This is a genomic window from Streptomyces sp. NPDC005808, from assembly GCF_042871385.1.
In the GTDB taxonomy this organism is placed as follows: Bacteria; Actinomycetota; Actinomycetes; order Streptomycetales; family Streptomycetaceae; genus Streptomyces.
On sequence record NZ_JBIAIK010000004.1, the window covers coordinates 125,462 to 143,532 of the forward strand.

The 18,071-nt window shown below is 68.5% G+C and carries 16 protein-coding genes and 1 tRNA gene; 2 read left to right on the plus strand and 15 right to left on the minus strand.

The genetic code is table 11. From position 1 onward, the window contains the following. The first annotated feature begins 11 nt into the window (after positions 1-11). Together ACFYPC_RS10890 and ACFYPC_RS10895 are read left to right on the plus strand one after the other, a co-directional pair. Entirely contained in the window at positions 12-1,103 is a 1,092-nt protein-coding gene (locus ACFYPC_RS10890) for a hypothetical protein (protein WP_388673614.1), read from the plus strand. Then, positions 1,100-3,313, plus strand: a complete 2,214-nt coding sequence (locus ACFYPC_RS10895) for a peptidylprolyl isomerase (RefSeq protein WP_388673616.1) — start codon at positions 1,100-1,102, stop codon at positions 3,311-3,313. The genes ACFYPC_RS10890 and ACFYPC_RS10895 overlap by 4 nt, the downstream gene beginning before the upstream one ends. A 102-nt stretch (positions 3,314-3,415) precedes the next feature. Here ACFYPC_RS10895 and ACFYPC_RS10900 read toward each other — a convergent pair whose 3' ends face one another. The 15 genes from ACFYPC_RS10900 to ACFYPC_RS10970 all read right to left on the minus strand — a co-directional run bounded on the left by ACFYPC_RS10900 (position 3,416) and on the right by ACFYPC_RS10970 (position 18,064). After that, positions 3,416-4,291 (minus strand): HAD family hydrolase, encoded by an 876-nt coding sequence (locus ACFYPC_RS10900; protein ID WP_388673618.1) that lies wholly within the window; start codon positions 4,289-4,291, stop codon positions 3,416-3,418. A gap of 1 nt (position 4,292) precedes the next feature. Then, positions 4,293-5,156 carry an ABC transporter permease gene (locus ACFYPC_RS10905; RefSeq protein ID WP_388673620.1) on the minus strand — a complete coding sequence of 288 codons (864 nt, stop codon included), beginning with the start codon at positions 5,154-5,156 and terminating at the stop codon, positions 4,293-4,295. Between the two features lie 3 nt (positions 5,157-5,159). Further along, on the minus strand, positions 5,160-5,990 hold the full coding sequence (locus tag ACFYPC_RS10910; RefSeq protein ID WP_388673622.1) for an ABC transporter permease: 831 nt from the start codon (positions 5,988-5,990) through the stop codon (positions 5,160-5,162). Then, the gene (locus tag ACFYPC_RS10915; protein ID WP_388673624.1) at positions 5,987-6,991 is read right to left on the minus strand and encodes an ATP-binding cassette domain-containing protein; all 1,005 of its coding nucleotides are present in this window, start codon (positions 6,989-6,991) and stop codon (positions 5,987-5,989) included. Before ACFYPC_RS10915 ends, ACFYPC_RS10910 begins: the two co-directional genes overlap by 4 nt. Before the next feature lie 33 nt (positions 6,992-7,024). Continuing rightward, entirely contained in the window at positions 7,025-8,278 is a 1,254-nt protein-coding gene (locus ACFYPC_RS10920) for an FAD-dependent oxidoreductase (RefSeq protein ID WP_388673626.1), read from the minus strand. Positions 8,279-8,298: 20 nt separating this feature from the next. After that, positions 8,299-8,628, minus strand: coding sequence for a hypothetical protein (locus tag ACFYPC_RS10925; RefSeq protein WP_388673628.1), 330 nt, complete (start codon positions 8,626-8,628; stop codon positions 8,299-8,301). Further along, positions 8,618-9,151, minus strand: a complete 534-nt coding sequence (locus ACFYPC_RS10930) for an NUDIX hydrolase (RefSeq protein ID WP_388673630.1) — start codon at positions 9,149-9,151, stop codon at positions 8,618-8,620. Before ACFYPC_RS10930 ends, ACFYPC_RS10925 begins: the two co-directional genes overlap by 11 nt. 13 nt (positions 9,152-9,164) lie before the next feature. Beyond that, on the minus strand, positions 9,165-10,058 hold the full coding sequence (locus ACFYPC_RS10935) for an aminotransferase class IV (RefSeq protein ID WP_388673632.1): 894 nt from the start codon (positions 10,056-10,058) through the stop codon (positions 9,165-9,167). A 30-nt stretch (positions 10,059-10,088) separates the two neighbouring features. After that, on the minus strand, positions 10,089-12,530 hold the full coding sequence (locus ACFYPC_RS10940) for a glycoside hydrolase family 3 N-terminal domain-containing protein (protein ID WP_388673634.1): 2,442 nt from the start codon (positions 12,528-12,530) through the stop codon (positions 10,089-10,091). 148 nt (positions 12,531-12,678) lie between these two features. Next, a complete protein-coding gene (locus ACFYPC_RS10945) occupies positions 12,679-12,930 on the minus strand; it encodes a hypothetical protein (RefSeq protein WP_388673636.1) in 252 nt (83 codons plus the stop codon). A gap of 624 nt (positions 12,931-13,554) precedes the next feature. After that, complete coding sequence (locus ACFYPC_RS10950) at positions 13,555-14,199, minus strand: nucleotidyl transferase AbiEii/AbiGii toxin family protein (RefSeq protein WP_388673638.1); 645 nt, start codon at positions 14,197-14,199, stop codon at positions 13,555-13,557. Further along, positions 14,199-14,522 carry a hypothetical protein gene (locus ACFYPC_RS10955; protein WP_388673640.1) on the minus strand — a complete coding sequence of 108 codons (324 nt, stop codon included), beginning with the start codon at positions 14,520-14,522 and terminating at the stop codon, positions 14,199-14,201. The genes ACFYPC_RS10950 and ACFYPC_RS10955 overlap by 1 nt, the downstream gene beginning before the upstream one ends. Positions 14,523-14,766: 244 nt before the next feature. Continuing rightward, positions 14,767-14,840, minus strand: a tRNA-Thr gene (locus ACFYPC_RS10960). Between the two features lie 106 nt (positions 14,841-14,946). Continuing rightward, positions 14,947-16,575, minus strand: a complete 1,629-nt coding sequence (locus tag ACFYPC_RS10965; protein ID WP_388673642.1) for an alpha/beta hydrolase — start codon at positions 16,573-16,575, stop codon at positions 14,947-14,949. Between the two features lie 283 nt (positions 16,576-16,858). Next, positions 16,859-18,064 carry a DNA polymerase III subunit delta' gene (locus ACFYPC_RS10970; RefSeq protein ID WP_388673644.1) on the minus strand — a complete coding sequence of 402 codons (1,206 nt, stop codon included), beginning with the start codon at positions 18,062-18,064 and terminating at the stop codon, positions 16,859-16,861. Positions 18,065-18,071 lie beyond the last annotated feature (7 nt).

Below are 18,071 nucleotides of genomic sequence, written 5' to 3' on the forward strand. Positions count from 1 at the left end.
GGGATGAGCGTATGACAGCAGTCGCATCGGCCCTGGACAGGGTGCGCCTGGGCAGGAGCGTCGCGTCCCGCCTGGCCGCGTCGACACACGCGGACGCCGCGTTCCTCGCCGGGAGTTCGGCAGTCGGGCTGGGCAGCGCCACCAGCGACATCGACGTCTATCTGGTCGGCGCCCCGGCGGGAGACAAACGGCAGCAGATGTTCGCCGACGACATCCGTGTCGACGTACAGCATCTCTCCCTGGACACCCTGGAGTCGCTCGTCGACCGGGTCCTCGGCACGGGACTGCGCTCGGACCGGACGGGGGAGACGCTGTCGGACCGTGAGATCGCACTGACCGTCCGGCTGCGCACCGGTGACATCGTGACCGACTCGGGCATGCTGGCCGCGCTGCGCGGACGACTCGACGAGCATCCTCTGCGGCTTTCCCGACTGGTCATGAACAACTGGATGCTCGCCGCGTTCTTCGCGGCCGAGGACTGCCTCGGACTTCGCCAGTCGGACGACCCGTGCGACCTGGACGCGGCCGCGCTCGCCGGTCGACGCGCCCTCGTGTGCGCGGGGAAGGCGCTGGCCGCAGCAGGCGGGGACCTCTACTTCGGCGAGAAATGGGTGTGGCGGCAGCTCGCCCGCAGCGGTCCCGACGGGTTCCCTTTCCCGGAGTTCCAACGGCTCCTGCGGGACGACCCCCTGGCTGTCGACCCCCATGCAGGACTGTCCGCGCTGACGTCGTTCGCCCAGACCTGCCTGATCGCCACGGCCACCCTCGGCTGGCAGGGCGTCGACGTCTCCCGCTGGCCCGCCTGGCCGGCGGGGAGCGGTCCGCTGCGCAGGTCCCCAGCGTTCCTCCCGCGCGCCTACGACGACATGGTGACGCTGGTCCAGCCCGCCGGCCGGCACTTCCGCCTGCCGCCCGACGCGGCGCTGGTCTGGGGCCTGAGCGACGGGCGTTCCGCGCAGACCGTCGCGGAGCACTCGCTGCGTCTGTCGAAGGAGGCGCCCGCGTTCACCGGACTGACCGACGAGCGGTGCCGACGCATCACAACCGAGTTGCGGGAAGCGGGTCTGCTCACCGAGACGGTCGGACAGTGGGGAGCGATGTGAGGTTCCGTCAGAAGCACAGCTCCACCCTCGACCTCGCACTCGCCCTGCAGCGCGAGCTGATCGGCCGCACCGGCTCCTGGGAGCCCAGCTTCCTGCCCCGGCCTGTCACCCCGGAGACGGACCTGCTCCTTGACGGACTGCGGTCATGGGCGCGGACCGTCGGCTCCGGCCTGCCCGCGTTCCTGGCCGCCGCCCGCCGACCGGAGGACCTCCTCGGCCTCGTCGACGACGACCGCCTCCGTCCAGGAACGGAACTCGTCACCACCGCGCTGACCGCCGCGGCGCCGGCCCTTGCCGAGGCGCTCCCCCGGTTCGAAGAGGTCCGCAAGCAGGCGGCTGCGGAGATCAACGACTTCCTCCGCCCCGAGCGTTACCTGGCTCCCCTCTGCGCGGCGCTGGGCGCCAACGAGACTGAGCGGACGCTGGACCTCCACCTCGTGCCGCTCGCGCCCGCCCCGCCGGCCGCAGGCTTCCTGATCGACGCGGGCAGAGCCACGGGCGTCTACGTCGACTGCCGCCGCTTCCGTGGATCGACCCTCGCGGACGCCGTCCTGACCATGCTGGGCTGGGCGCAGCTGAAATCCGGGGCCGTCCCCGACGGCCACCTGTCCACCGAGCTGGTCCGCCGCCTGCCCGGCAGCTCTCCGTACCAGCGCCGGCTGCGGGTTCTCCTCACCAAGATCCTCGTGGAGATGACCGCCGGCCATCTGGTACGCGCGGTGGACTCTGCCCACCGCCCCTGTGCCGACGTACTGGGCACCAAGTGGCGCTACGCGCGCCTGTATTCCGTAGCCGAACGGCACTGGCCCCGATACCTCGACGGCGACGTCGACCGCGCCGAGGCCCTGACCCTGATGGCCGCGGACCTCGCCGCACACAGCCCGCGCTGGTTCGTCGACTCCGTCGACCCCTCCTCGCTCGCCGCCGACTTCTACCTGCTGGAATGGCTGACCGCGGCGGGCGACCGCACGGCCAGAGCACGGCTGTTCCGCTGGCTGCCCCATCTGTGCGCTGAGCTGGCGGGGCATCTGGACAACGTGATCGGCAACGAGCTCGGACACTACGAACGAGCCAGAACGCACCACCATCCGCAGGAACTGGCGGACTTCATCACGGAGATCAACCAGGGCGACAGCCGTGTCACCTGGCAACGGCTGCGCCGCGAGACGGGCCACGGTCGGGCGCTGCAGCTCGCCACGGAGGCATTCGCCGGTCCGGGCGTCGAGTTCGGCGGAGAAGCGTGGGCACCGGTGGCCGCCATGGTGCGGCGCTACGTCCGGCACGAGCTGCCCGACCGGGTCTTCGTCGACCAGTGCTTCACCCTGGAGCACAACAACGGCTCGCTCTTCGACAAGTACCACGACACAACGACCATGCGTGAGGTGCTGGACGCCCAAGCGGCGACCGATCTCGACACCCTGCTGACCCACGCCTCGGCCGAAGTACGGGAACTGTGGCGGGCACAGCGCCTCGACTCGGCGGAGGGCCATCCGATGTGGCTCGGGTCGCGCCCGGCCGCGCCGGCCGAGGTCCGTACCGATCCATCGGGATGGAGCGCAACCGGCCTGCGCGCGAACGCACCGGGCACGGTCGGATGCGGCGACCGCAGCGACCGGGGCGCATTCGCCCCCTTGAGCGACCCGCTGCGCGACTCCCCGGTACGGATTCGCCAGACGCCTGCCCGCCGTCCCTTCTCCTCCTCCTTGAGGACCTACCGATCCCTTGCCGCGGTCCTGCACAGCGAGCTCGGCGACATCCACCTCGAACTGCGTCCCGACCAAGCCCCCTACACCGCGGACAACTTCGTGGGCCTGGCCACCGGAAGCCGCACCTGGACCGACCCCCTGACCGGAGCCACCGGAGAGGGCGGTTTCTACGACGGCACGGTCTTCCACCGCCGTGTGCCGGGCTTTGTCGTCCAGGGCGGCGATCGGCTGGGCACCGGGCAAGGCAGCGCCGGATACCGGATACCCGACGAAATCCATCCGGACCGTTCATTTGAGCGGCCGTTCCAACTGGCCATGGCGAATCTGGGCCGGGACAGCACCGGCTCCCAGTTCTTCATCACCCTTGCTCCGGCGCCCCATCTGAACGGGCAGTACACGATCTTCGGAGAGGTGGCGGACGACCGGTCGAAGGACGCGGTCGGCGCCATCGCCTCGTCGCCGACTGCTGTCCGGCTCGACCGCGTGACGATCTTGACCACCTGAACGCGTCTGCAGGGCGCGCGCCGCCCGGCGAGCCCCGCCCCTTCGCAGCGCCCGGTCAGCTCCGCAGGGCCGTTGAGGGGCGGGCTTCCGTACTCGTACCACTCAGGGGCTGTCCGCCGGACAGCCCCTGAGACCAAGAGGTGTCCCGGAGGGATTTCCGGAGCCGAGGAACCGCTCGAGGACTACGGCAATACCGTCCTCGTCGTTGCCCGGCGCGACCTCGTCGGCGGCTTCCTTCACCTCGGAGGGCGCCCCGGCCATGGCCACCCCGTACGCGGCCCAGTCGAGCATCGGAATGTCGTTCGCCATGTCCCCGAACGCGATGGTGTCGGCCGCGCCCAAGCCCAGGCGGCCTGCTGCGAAGGAGAGGCCGGTCGCCTTGTTCAAGCCCACCGGCAGGAGTTCCACCTCACCGGGCCCCGCCTTGACGACGCTGACCAGCCCCTTCGCGAACCGTTCCACGACAGTCGCCAACTCGTCCTCGGTGAGCGTCGGGTGCTGGACGTAGAACTTGCGTACGGGCGCGGCCCACAGCTCGTCCGCGTCGGCGTCCGTCACGATCGGTGTCTCGCCGGCGAGGTCGTGCAGATAGCCGGGGGAAGCCACCACCACACCGTCCACGCCGTCCCGGTCGGCGGCCAAGGTCAGCGGACCGGTCACCGATTCGATCCGGGCGACGGCCTGTCGCGCCACCCGCCGGTCCAGCGTGACGGACGTCAGCTGCCGGTGCGCCCCGGCGTCGTAGACCTGTCCGCCCTGTCCGCAGACGGCGAGCCCGGTATATCCCAGATCGTCCAGGACGTGCCGGGTCCAGGCGACGGACCGGCCCGTCACGACCATGTGCCGTGCTCCTCGCGCGGCGGCCAGGGACAGAGCTGCCCTGGTCCGCTCGCCGACCGTGCGGTCGGAACGCAGGAGCGTGCCGTCCAGGTCGGTGGCGATCAGCGAGAAGGGCAGAGAGGGTGCCGAGGGGTTCACCTCATCCTCCGTTGCTCTGGTAGTGGCGCAGGTTCCAGTTCCACATGCGCTTGGCGAGGAGGAACAACAACAGACAGACCACCGGCGACCACCGCGCGGCCCATCCCAGAACGCCGTGCTCCGGCTCCCTGTCCAGGAGGACGAGCACGGGGAAGTACGCGACGAAGGCCAGCGGCAGTACATAGGTGAAGACCCCGCGCAGCACAGTGGGGAGGATCGACAGCGGATAGTTCCCGATCGTCGCCATGATGTCGTCGATCCACTTTCCCACTCCGTGGGCGAACGGCGAGCGCAGCAGCAGTGCGGCCAGCGGGAGTTGCACCGCCGCTTCCAGGAAGACGCCACCGATGATCGCTGCCCCGAGGTAGAGCACGGCACCGGCGGTCCAGTCCACCGGGGCCTGCGGTACGGCTATGGCGCACACGGTGACGCCGACGAAGAAGTCGCCCAGGGCGTTGATGTTGAAACGGCTGATCAGGATCTGCGTCAGGACAGAGAGGGGGCGCAGGAAGTACCCCTCGACCCGCCCCTCCTCGACGAGTTCGAGCAACTGGTCCGAGAGGTTGCCGAAGACCATGGTGAAGAGTCCGTGCGACATGAGCCGCATGCCGACGATCAGCAGGACACCGCCGTCCGGGAAATCACCCAGTCCGTCGAACCGGGTGATCAGGACCGCGGCGAAGGCGAGCGTGGAGGTCTGCCACAGGATGCCGAAGAAGATCTCGAACGCGAAGTCGCCGGGGTACTCGAGGCGTCCTCGGATGTTGACCGCGGTGGTCCGCAGGATTATTCGCAGGACGTGGGCGGTGTGTGCGGCTCGGGCGCTCAGCCGGGAGGGCGGGGGCGCGTCGACCGTGTCGGTCATGGTTCAGCCTCCTTGTGAGGTGACGCGCCGGGCCGCGCGGGACCAGACGAACTTGGTCAGCAGAGCGAGAGCGGCAACCCAGCACACCTCGCGCAGCAGATTCTCGGGGGCGTCGGCGAGCGGGATCCGGCCGACGTAGATCGAGATGGGGACGTTGATGGTCGCCGCGAACGGCAGTACGGACGCCGTGGTGAGCAGCCAGCCCGGCAGGAACCACAGCGGGACGAACACCCCCGAGAGCAGGTCCTGCACGAAGCCGTACATGCGCGTCAGCCCGGTGTTGGAGATCAGCCAGAACGTGGCGAGGTCGACGAGCTGGCCGAGGTAGTAGAGGATCATCTGTCCGAGCACGAGACTCACCACGAAGACCAGACCCACCTCGGCGGACGCGGGCGGCCGGATCACGCCGGCCGCCAGAGCGACCAGGTAGCCGGCCAGGGCCCACATGGCCCCGTATCCCATGTCGCCGACGGCCCGGAACATGTAGTAGCGGCCGGGCGAGATCGGCCGGAGGAACCAGTAGATGACCGTACCCTCGCGGGTACGCTGCGGCAGCGCATCCTTGGAGACCATGCGGTTGCTCCAGCGGATCCGCCCGACCAGGATCGCCAGGGCCGCGTAGCTCACCGCCTGGTGGACATCGAGTCCGGCGACCGTGTCCTTGCCCTCGTAGACCGCTGTCCACAGCAGGTAGTACACGTAGACCTGCACGCCGAGCATGAACGGCGCGAGGAAGAAACGTCCTCGGTACGCGACCGTCTGGTACAGCGGCACGATGCGCCAGATCCGCCAGGCGCGGCCGCTGCCGGGCTTGGCCGTGACAGCGGCACTCATACGACGACGGTTTCGTTCTTGGCCTCGTAGGCGTTCCGCATGAGTTCTTCCAGATCCGTCTCCTCCACGGTCATGCCGACCACGGGGAACCCCGCTATCAGTTCGCGCACTACGTCCTCCGGTGTGTTGTCCCCCTCCGGGACGAGCGTGGCCCGGGTGCCCTCGTGGGAGAGCAGACGCGCGCCCGCGACCCGCACCTCGGCGACCGGCTCCCCGAAGGTGACGCTGACGGTCCGCGTGGCGCCGTACTGCCGTTTCATCGTGTCGAGCGTGCCGTCGAACACCAGCCTGCCGTGGTTGATCAGCAGGACGCGCTCGCACAGCCTGGCGACGTCCGTCATGTCGTGGGTGGTCAGGACGACGGCCCGGCCGCGTTCATGGACCTGTTGCAGCAGGAAGGCGCGGGTCCGTTCCTTCGCCACCACGTCCATGCCGATCGTGGGCTCGTCGAGGAAGAGGATGGCGGGGTCGTGCAGGACCGCCGCGGCCATGTCGCAGCGGACCCGCTGCCCGAGCGACATGAGACGCACCGGTGTGTCCCAGAACTCCGAGATGCCCAGCACCTGATCGACGTCGCGGAGCTGTCGCTGGTAGGCGCTGGGGGCGATGTCGAAGATGTCCTGGATCAGACTGAAGGAGTGACGGGCCGGCAGGTCCCACCACAACTGCGTCTTCTGACCGAACACGGCCCCGATGGCCCGCGCGTTGTCCGCCCGGTTCTGATGGGGGACACGTCCGTCGACATACACCTCACCGGACGTCGGTGTCAGGATTCCCGTCAGCATCTTGATGGACGTCGATTTGCCGGCGCCGTTGGGCCCGAGCAGGCCTACGAGCTCCCCGCGGCCGACAGAGAGGTCCAGATCGGAGACCACGGTGCGTTCGTCCCTCACCGGGGTGATGAGCGACCTGAACGCACCGAAGCGCCCGGTGGCCGGCCGCCTCACTCTGTAGGTCTTCGTCAGGCCTCGCGTCACGATGGCCGCCGATTCGTGCGGCATTCCCATTCCCTTCGGTAGTGGTGGGGTTCGCAGTCAGTGCGGGAAAATCGAGCTGAGCGTGGGTATGCCGGGCAGGTCGCCCAGGAGGTCCACGTCCTTGAGGGCGTCCAGGTCGGTTTCCCACACTTCACCGGTGGTTCCGATCAGTTCGGGCCCACCGGACGGTCGGTACGCCGCCAGCGGCGGGACACGGTCCAGCCCGAGGCCGTCGAGCGGCATCCCCACGACGCTCATCACCGACCGGACCGCGCTTTCCGCGGCCAGGGGGGCGAGGGTGAGTTTGGAGGGGCTGACGACCACCACCCGCCCGTCGAGGAAGTCATTGCTGAACTCGTGTGCCACGGTGCCGCTGCTGGGCAGCAGGCTGGACTTGACCGCCGCATATCCAGAGATCAGGGCGACGCCGGACATCAAGGACGGCTGGACGGCTCTACGCAGGGTGGACAGGACGCGGTGCGCCCACCATCCGGCCAGTTGGCCACCCGAGCCCCGCGCGCTGTCGAACGACTGGAAGTCGGAGACCAGCCAGGTCGTCCCGCTCTCGTGTCCGGTCCGGCTGGCAAGGAAGAGTCCGTGTTCCGCACCCCCCGGGAAGACGGCACTGACCACCGGGAGGCGTCCGCGCAGCACCAGCATGAAGGCTTTCCTGCACCGCACGACGGGTGGCAGCCCCGAGCGGGCGAGGAGGTCCGGCGCGCCCGCTCCCGCGGCGACGACCACCGCGCGGCTCGATATCACCTCCGTACTGCCGTCCATGTGGACGAACTCGCAGGCGACGCCTTTCGGTTGCTCCGCCACGCGGCTCACCGTGCCTCTTACGAGCTCGATACCGGTGGACGCTGTCAGCACCTCGAGGCCACGCAGGACAGGACCGAAGTCGTAGCCCTCTTCCTCACTGCGGAAGGAGGAGGCGAATCCGTCGCCGAGCCATGAGGGCGGCTCCACAGGGACCACCGGAAGTCCGGAGGCCCGCCATTGCCTCTGCGCGCGACGGGCCTCCGACGCGTCGGAGAACGACACCACGGATTCCGGGGTGATCGGTGTCAGACCGGCCGTGAGGGCGTCCCAGTGGTCCCGCGCGCGGGCGAGGAGGAGGGGCAGCAACGGTTCGTTCGGGCCGAAGGCGTACCCACGGTGGAGATATCCGTGCGACTGACCGGACTGCCCCCCTCCGATTCTTCGCTCTTCGGCCAGCATCACCCGAACGCCCCGCGCTGTAAGTCCCAGTGCCGTGAGCATCCCCGCCATACCGGCGCCCACGACCACGACGTCATAACTGCGTGTCATGCCGTTCCCGTCCTGTGGATTCAGACCGTGACACCGTCTGTTGCCGGTCCGGACACGATGTGAAGATCTTGACGAGCCTTCTGGGGCCGGTGGACATGTTCGACCGAGGCGACGAGCCCCGACGCTTCCGCGATGTCCACGAGCCACTGCTCACCCCGGGCGTTCTCCAGCAACAAGCCGGCATTGCCGCGCGGCGCCACCGATCGCAGTGGACCCAGCCCCGCCAGCAGCAGGCGGTCCTGTGCGTCCGACGACGCGTTCGCGAACCGAGCCACCACGTTGCCGGTGAGGAGACTGATGCGTACGTCGATGAAGAGGGACACCGATATCTCCGAGGTATCAGCCGACATCGCTGCGCACCTCTATGAGGGCCAGGGCGGCGAGGGTGGCGGAGTCCTGGATTCCGCCGTCGCGGGCCAGTTCGCGCAGTTCCTTCCACGACATCGTCCGCACGGTCATGCTCTCCTCGAACGGATCCCTGTCCGTGGGATGGGCCTCCGCCACGGCCGCGGCGCTGTACGCGTGGCAGGAGGTCGTCGAGAAGCCGCTGCTCTCGGCAAAGGTCCCGAGATGACGTAACTCCTCAAGCTTCAGGCCGACTTCCTCCAGCACCTCGCGCCGTGCGGCGTCCTCGGGCGACTCCCCCGGCTCGATGCCCCCTTGCGGGAACTCGACACTGCGAGCGCCGCCGAAGGTCTGCCGCGGCAGATCGACGAGGACGTACCGCTCAGCCCAGCGCACGACCACCAGGACCGAGTCCGGCTTGCTGACCATGAAGTACGTGTGCCTACCCCCCACATGGTCCTCGTACCGCTTGCGCAGAATGGAGAACCAGGGATTGCCGTGAACCGTCTCGCTTCCGATCTCACGCATGAGGCCCATCCGCTCAGGCCAGCGGCGTCAGATAGATGTCGGACAGGGGATGCCCGCCGCGACACAGCTGGTCATAGGCGTCCGCCAGCTCCCTGGCACAGGAGATCGCCCGTGCGTCCCCCGGGGCGACACCATCCACACTGTCGACCGGACGAGCCCCCAGCAGCGTCCCGGCGAGCAGCACCTGCCCCTCGTACAACTCCTCGCGCAGCACGCGGCGTTCCGTGACCTTGTAGCCGGCGTGGCCCGCGATGTCGAGGATGATGCGCTTGGTGATGGAATCCAGGACGCCGGTGTCCACCGAGGGGACAACCACTTCCCTGTCGCGGACGACCAAGATGGCGGCGCCGTCGGCTTCGGCGACGTGACCGTCCTCGTTCAGGATGAGGATGTGCTCAGCGCCGCGTTCCACCCGCTCCCGCTCGAACACACGGAAGTCCAGATAGGAACCGCCGGACTTGGCGAGAGGCCCGATGGGACCGCCGAAGCGGCGGTGCGCGCTGACGACCGCGCGCACCTGGGGCGGAGTGACGGGGTTGAACCCGAATCCGCCGATGTACATCGCCCCGGCGCTCTCGGGTGCCAGGGTCGACCGGCCGCGTGCGGCGTAGAAGGTCGGCCGCAGGTAGACGTCGCCGGGCAGCTGGGACGCCACCTCGCCCAGCGCCGCGGTCACCTCTTTCCTGGTCTCCGGTGCCGGAATGTCGACGATGCGGGCGGAGTTGAACAGGCGGTCCAAGTGCTGTTCACCGGCCAGCAGCAGATGGCGGTTCTCCGTCGCGTCCCAGAACGCCGCCATCCCCTCGAAGACATTGGCTCCGCGCAACGCCAACTCGTCCCAGACATGGATCCGTGCGTCCTCCCACGGCACACATGATCCGTTGAACCACATGACTCGCTTACCCATTACTCCCCCACTTTGTGATGCCGGCCGACTTCACGCCTGTTCGCGGCCGCCGGTCGCGACCGCGAGCTGAATTCCGCCGATGTCCAGGCGGGCTTTTCCTTCCGTCCACATCAGGAAGGGCACATCGACATGGGCGAAGTCGACGCCCGCCCTTTCCAATTCCGCCAACGGAACGGCGACCCGCGTCCATTTCCCGACGGGCAGTGCATGCAGCCGGTCGGAGATGTCGAGTGCAGGCTGCCGCGGACAGTCGTTGTGACAGGTCAGATGAAACTTCTCGGTCGGCGGCTCGACGACCCGCACGTCGAAGGACAACTCCCCACCGCGGGCGACGAGATCACGCAGATCGACCGGCCTGCCGCCGCCGGCCTGCGCGTAGACGAATGTCCTGATGCCCTTGAAGGTCAGGGACAGCCCCGTGGTTCCGTCAGGCAAAGAGACCGGCTCCGTCGCGACGAACACGGTCTCGTGCCGGCTTTCCGAGGAAATCGGCTGGGGGCCGTTCCTGGCGGCGCTGACCTCGAACGGATACGCGGCGTCACCCGGCCCGACCGGCAGTACGTCAGCAGTGAACAGGGGAGCCTGCGGTACGTCGTCATCCTCGTCGAGCGGCAGCGGGGACGGGACGGCGCCGCCCGGACCGTGCAGCGTCAGTCCGTACCCGTAGGGGAAGAGCGGTGCGTGCCTGCCGACCGGTTCCTGCTCACCCGGCGGAACTTTGTAGTCGGGGATGTGGCGCGGGACACGGTTCGCGGCCGTCGAGCGACGGCCCCGAGGCCAGCTGAAGCTCAGCCGCCCCTGGAAGTCGTACGTCCGTCCGCCGTCGGCGGCCAGGAAGAGGAGGTCGGTGATGCCCCGCGCGTCGGGACCCGGGAGCCACGCCGCGACGAACGCGTCGGAGAGGTTGATCTCCTCCGTCACATACAGCGGACGTCCGCTGAACAGGACGGTGACCACCGTGGCACCCGAACTCCGCAGTCTCCGCAGGATGTCGAGGTCGCGGGCGTAGGACGCCTTCATGTCGCTGTACCCGATGGTGTGCCACGGGCTGACCGTCCCGAGCATCTCCGCGTACGCGTCCTCGCCCATGGCGACCACGACGACGTCGTGCTCGGAGGGGTCGGCGTGCTCCAGACCGGGATCCACCGTGCAGTGGTCCGCGCCGACGACGGAACTGATCGCGCCCGCCAGCGTGGCCCCGCCGGGGAAGTCACCGAGGTCGACGTCGTCGCCCTGCCACGTGACGGTGAAGCCGCCCGTCTGCTTGCCAATGGCATCTGCGGCACTGCCGGTGACCAGCACCTTCACGGTACGGGCGAGGGGCAGTACGTCATTCTCGTGTTTGAGCAGGACGAGCGACTTGCGTACGGACTCGCGGGCCAGCTCACGGTGCTCGGGAGCGCCGAGCACTTCGTCCCGGCCCGCCAGGGAACGGTCCTGGGGACGGGGCTTGTCCCAGAGGCCGGCTCGCATCTTGACCCGCAGGACACGCGCCACCGCGTCGTCGATGCGGGACATCGGAATGTCGCCGGAGTTCACCCGCTCCAGTGCAGTGCGGTAGATCTCCTGCCACTTCTCGCGGGTCGAGATCATCAGGACATCGACACCGGCCTTGATCACGTTGCCTGCGTCCCCCTGGGTGCAGCCCTCCACGTAAGGATGGGCGTCCCAGTCGCCGACAACGATGCCATCGAACCCGAGCGCACCTTTGAGGACGTCTGTGATCAAGTACCTGCTGCCGTGGGCCCGCTTCTCGATCCGGTCGTCGCTCTCCCAGCCGCTGTAGGAGACCATGACGGACTGGGAACCGGCCTCGATGCCGGAGAAGAAACCCATGGCGTGAATATTGCGGAGCAGATCCTCGTCACACCGCGCGATGCCCCGGTCCTCACCCCCGAAGGTGCCGCCGTCCCCCACCCAGTGCTTGACGCAGGAGATGACGCGGGAATCGGTACGCAGACCCTCGGCGTCACCCTGGAGTCCCTCGACCATTGCACGCGCGTAGACATGGACGATCTCAGGGTCCTCGGAGTATCCCTCGTAGCATCTGCCCCAGCGCAGGTCGCGCGGTGTGGCTACGGTCGGAGCGAAGGTCCAGTCCATGCCGGTCGCGGCGATCTCCCGCGCGGTGGCCGCGCCGATACGCCGGATCAGGTCAGGGTCGGCCGCCGCCCCGAGCCCGATGTTGTGAGGGAAGACCGTGGCACCGTGCACGTTGTTGTGCCCATGCACCGCGTCGCTCGCCCACATGAACGGAATGGTGAACGGCCGGTCCCTGTAACCCTCTTGTGCCGCTTCCCAGAAGGCGCCGACCGTGTCGGCCCAGGACTGCGCCCCTGCCCGCCGGTCTCCGCCGGGCCAGCGCCCCGCCCCGTTCAGCGCCGATCCTAAGTGGTACGTCCGCACGTCGTCGGCGGTGAGTTCGACCAGGTCGGGCTGGATCATCTGCCCGATCTTCTCCTCCACCGTCATCTGGGCGAGGATGCCGTGGACGGCCTCTTCGAGGGCCGGGTCCGACCCGATGTCCGACTGTAACGACGGCCATTCCGGGTGATGGGGCAATCTCCATGCCGTTGACATGGCCGGCGTCTCGATCTCACTGTCAAGGCGGCACCGCAGGTCACTGGCCTGATCCGACGGCGAAGTCGACGGTATTGAGGCTGAACGGCTCACGCACTTCTCCTAAACGAGCGAATACGCGGAACTCGTCCGACACTTCCAGGTCTTCGTTGACCCATCGGGCTGGACGTGGGCGACTGCGTATCAGGGCGCGGCTGACGGCGGCCGGTACCGACTCGAGCAGGGACCCCTCAACTTCGCGGAAGAATCGTTCGACGACCGCACGGATGCGGCAGGTGGAGAAGACCTCCAAGGGAGGCACCTTCTCAGTGACGCCAAACTTTCGCATTCGACTGATGCCTTGTCAATCATGTTTCTTTCAGGGCTATTTGGGCTCGATCCTCCACTCTCACGTGCGGATTGGCCGCTCGGTCCGCCACCCAGACAGGGTTGGCGGCCGGGCCCCGGACATTCAGATCCTTCAGGCGTTGGCCCTGGTGAACCCCGACACCTTCGCGCGACCCGCGCATCTCGCAGATGTCGGCCGGCAGACGCTCGACGACCTCGTTGTGTCCGCTGTTCCACTATTCCGACCCTGGGGTTCCCGGCCGGTCCCGGCCACTCCTGATCACTCTCGAACCCTCTGTCCCCTGGGTGTCCCCGTGGGTCCCGTGGGTCCCGTTGCCCCCGGAGCGTCCCCGATGGTCCCGCATGGAACCGGGGACCATGACCTGCCGGGAAGGGGTCCCGACGAAGCCGCAACTGTCAGGCGTGGCCCGGTTCTCGGGACCTACGCACTGCCACCCGGGCGCTGCATACTTCTCTGTGCCCGGAAGCCAGCCGCCAGCAGACGTGTCCAACCGACGCGCTGCCGCACCCCCGGCGCGGCCGCCGTCTCAGCACCAGCAACTACCCCGCCCGCCCAGCCCCACAGTGATCAGCGGGTGAGTTCTTGGTGCCAGTGGGCGAACTGTTCACGGATGGCCGCCGCGGCCTGAGAGTCAAGGCCGTACACGGCGAATTGCTTGTCGCTGTATCGCTGGATGCGGACAAGCGCGTCGGCGAACATACGCCGGTCGAACCCTGCATCGTTCTGCGCGGCGAGCTCGATCAGCTGCTCCCTGGCGTAGCCGGCTCTGAGCAGTCCGTCGACATCGACCGCATCCCGCACCTCCGCCCGGCTGAACAGAGCTCCGGTCTTGCCTGCGGCCACGTCATCCGGGTGCAGCACAGGGCCGAGTTCGGAGTCCACTGGCGGGTGGTGCAGAAACTCGGCGACCAGTTCGACCTTGCTGTGTGAGCCGGTAGTCGGGTCTGTCACGCTCAACCGGGTGTAGGTGGGGACCTGTTGGGTGACCTCGACCACGTACCCGGCGGCCTCGTAAGCCGCAGTCACGCGCGCCGCGGCGGCCGTCATTTCGCCAGTTGCCCGATCGATCGGCGCGAACAGGTCCACATCGTCACTGATGCGGTTGGTGAACTGGTGAGCCTGGACCGCGTATCCGCCGGCCAACGCGTACCCGAAGTCCTCCGCCAGTGCGTCCAGCCCGATCCGGATGAGGCGACGGTGCAGTACGTCCACTAAGCGGAAGCCCCCATGGCGCCGAGTTCGGGAAACCTCGCCTGCCAAGCGGCACGCAACGGGAGCGGCAGGAACAGATCCGTCCACATGCGCCGCAGCAGCGCTCCATTCAGGTACGTCCGCAGATCGCCCTGCGCCGGAGCCTCGCGGATCACCCGCTCGTACATCAACAACACATCGGCCTCGTCCGCAAGGTCGTAAAGGTAGCGAGGACCCCAGTCGATGTACCGGGGAAGCTCGACAGAGCCACTCGTCGGGCCGTCCAGATCGGCGAGCGACGTCGGCAATGCGTACGGCTTCGCCTCGGCGTACCTGCTGCTCATGTTCACCAGCATGCCCTACCCGCGAACCGGGCGGTACCGCGAGCGTCTCTCGTCCAGCCTTCGCAACGATCTCCGCATAGCGGATTGATCATGACAAAGGTGATGCACCGTGTCCCCGGTACGTCCCCGGAAGCCACTCATCACTCACGCAAGAGGCTCCACGACCTCGCAGCCGCCCAGTCCCGAAAGTCAAGGAAAAGCAAAAGCCCCAGGTCACGGCGAGTGAGTCCTGAGGCTTTTACAGAGCCGCCTTCGGGATTCGAACCCGAGACCTACGCATTACGAGTGCGTTGCTCTGGCCATCTGAGCTAAGGCGGCGCGCCGTCCGCACCATGGTGCGATCAGCAACGCCGGTAAGTCTACACAGTTTCCGAGGGTGCTCAGAACACGCCCGGGGAGGTCGCTTCCGGGAGGTACGGCAGGGCTATGAGCAGCGCTTTCCCTTGGTGGAGGGGGTGCCCTGGAGGAGGTAGCGGTTGATCGTGGAGTCGATGCAATCGCTGCCGCGACCGTAGGCGGTGTGGCCGTCGCCGACGTAGGTGAGGAGGGTGGCGGAGGAGAGCTGGGAGGCGAGGCCCTGGGCCCAGGGGTACGGGGTTGCGGGGTCGCGGGTGGTACCGACCACAAGGATCGGGGCGGCACCCTTCGCCTCGATGCGGTGGGGTTCGCCGGTCGGTTTCACCGGCCAGTACGCACAGTTCAGGGAGGCCCAGGCCAGGCCCTCCCCGAAGACGGGGGACGCCTTCTCGAAGGAGGGCAGGGCCTCCTCCACCTGGTCGGGGCGGGAGAAGGCGGCCGGGAGGTCGAGGCAGTTCACGGCCGCGTTGGCGTACATCAGGTTCGCGTATCTGCCGTCGGCGTCACGCTCGTAGTAACCGTCCGAGAGGGAGAGCAGGCCCGCGCCGTCCTTCTCCTTCATCGCCGAGGTGAGCGCCTCGCGCAATTGCGGCCAGGCCGCCTCGTCGTACATCGCCGCGATCACGCCCGTCGTCGCGAGCGCCTCGCCGAGTTCGCGGCCGTCCGCGTCGCCCGCCGGGATCGGGGCCGCGTCGAGCTGCTGGAAGAATGCCTTGAGGTTCTTGCCGACCTGGTCCGCGCTGGTGCCCGCACCGCCCAGCGGGCAGTCGCTCTGACCTACGCAGTCCTTCGCGAACGACTGGAAGGCCGTCTCGAAGCCCGCCGTCTGTCCCTCGGTCAGCTTGCGGGCGCTGAGCGACGGATCCATCGCACCGTCCAGAACCAGCCGGCCCACCCGGTCGGGAAAGAGCCCGGCGTACGTCGCCCCGAGGAACGTTCCGTACGACGCCCCGACGTACGTCAGCTTCTTGTCGCCCAGCACGGCCCGCAGCACGTCCATGTCCCGAGCCGCCTCCACCGTGGAGACATGCCTCAGCAGTCCGGCCGAGCGCTGCCCGCATCCCTCGGCGAACTGCTTGTAGGCGTCGACCAGTTGGTCCGTCTCCTGCTCGTCGTCGGGTGTGCTGTCCGTTTGTGTGTACGTGTCCATCTCACGGCCGGTGAGACACTCCACCGGCTCACTGCGGGCCACACCACGGGGGTCTACGGCGACCATGTCGTAGCGGGCGCGGACCTCCGCCGGGTAGCCGATACCGGCGTACGCCTGGAGATAGCCGACCGCGGAGCCGCCCGGCCCACCCGGGTTGACCAGCAGCGAACCCAGACTCTTCCCCGGGCCCGTGGCCTTCTTCCGGGAGACGGCCAGCCTGACGTCACCCGAAGCCGGCTTCGCATAGTCGAGCGGCGCCTTCATCGTGGCGCACTCGAAGCCGGGCACACCGCAGGTGCGCCACGTCAGTTTCTGCCCGTAGTACGGCGCCAGCGTCGACGGCGTGGAACTGGGCAGCGCGGCCAGTACCGCGTCCGCCGTCGCCGCCGTGGTCGAACTCCCCGAGGAACAGGCCGACACGAGCAACGCGGTGGCCGCCAGCAGCACGCCGCCGGCACGGAGGGTCCGGGACAGTGCACCGGACTGCCTAGGGGAACTGATCGGCCGGCCGGACCGGGCCGCCCGAGGAGTGCGCCTGATGTACATCCCGCGATCGTAACCTTGCGCGATCAATTGATCACCAACAGCTTCCAATGGGGCTCGTACGAGTGACGCGGTCAACCGGTCACACAGGCCGGGAGGGCATCACCGGCGACCCCGACCACGCCGGTAGCGCTCGACGGCCCGTTCCGAAAGCCCGCGTCAGATCAGAAGGGCTCGGAGACGCAGGAGAAGCCCGGGCAGCCGGGGAGCCGGAGACCGACTGCCGACTGCCGACTGCCGACTCAGAAGCCTGGACGCCCGAGCCCCGGAGACGCAGCCCACCCCGTCAACCGGCCCGCAACGCCATCGTCATCGCCTCCACCGCGAGCAGCGGGGCCACATTGCGGTCAAGGGCCTCGCGGCAGCCGGCGATCGCGTCGATGCGCCGCAGGGTCGCTTCCGGTGAGCTTCCGCGGGCCAGCCGCTCCAGGGTGTCCTCGGCCTCCGTGTTGGCGAGAGCCACGCGGGAGCCGAGCTGGAGGGCGAGGACGTCGCGGTAGAACCCGGTGAGGTCGATCAGAGCCAGGTCCAGTGCGTCGCGCTGCGTCCGTGTTCTTCGGCGCTTCTGGTTGTCCTCCAGCTCCTTCATGACACCTGCCGTACCTCGGGGCATACGACCGCCCTGGGCCGCGCCGAGGGCCGCCTTCATCTCGTCGGTCTCCTTGACGTCGACTTCCTCGGCGAGCTGCTTGGCGTCCTCGGACGCCGTGTCGATCAGCTCCTGGGCCGCCTTGAGGCAGCCGCCGATGTCGTCGATCCTGAGCGGGAGTTTGAGGACGGCGGCCCGCCGCTCGCGGGCGCGCGGGTCCGTGGCGAGGCGACGGGCCCGACCGATGTGGCCCTGCGTCGCGCGGGCGGCCACCGCGGCTACGCCGGGGTCGATGCCGTCGCGGCGTACGAGGATGTCGGCGACCGCTTCCACAGGCGGGGTACGCAGGATGAGGAGACGGCAGCGGGAGCGGATCGTGGGCAGGACGTCCTCGATGGACGGAGCGCACAGAAGCCAGACCGTACGGGGAGCCGGTTCCTCCACGGCCTTCAACAGGACGTTGCCCGCGCCCTCCGTGAGGCGGTCCGCGTCCTCCAGGACGATGACCTGCCAGCGGCCGGTCGCCGGGGACAGCTGGGCCCGCCGGACCAGGTCACGGGTCTCCTTCACGCCGATGGAGAGCATGTCGGTGCGGACGACCTGCACGTCGGCGTGGGTGCCGATCAGGCTGGTATGGCAGCCGTCGCAGAAGCCGCAGCCGGGGATGCCGCCCAGCGCCCGGTCAGGGCTCACGCACTGGAGAGCGGCCGCGAACGCCCGCGCCGCCGTGGAGCGGCCCGAGCCGGGCGGGCCCGTGAACAGCCAGGCGTGCGTCATCTTGGACGCCTCGGGCGGCGGGGTGCCCGAGGCGATCGCCGTGACGAGGGTGTCGGCGTCGCGCGCAGCGGCGGCGAGCTGCTCGCTCACCTTCTCCTGGCCCACCAGGTCGTCCCACACGGGCATGGGGCAC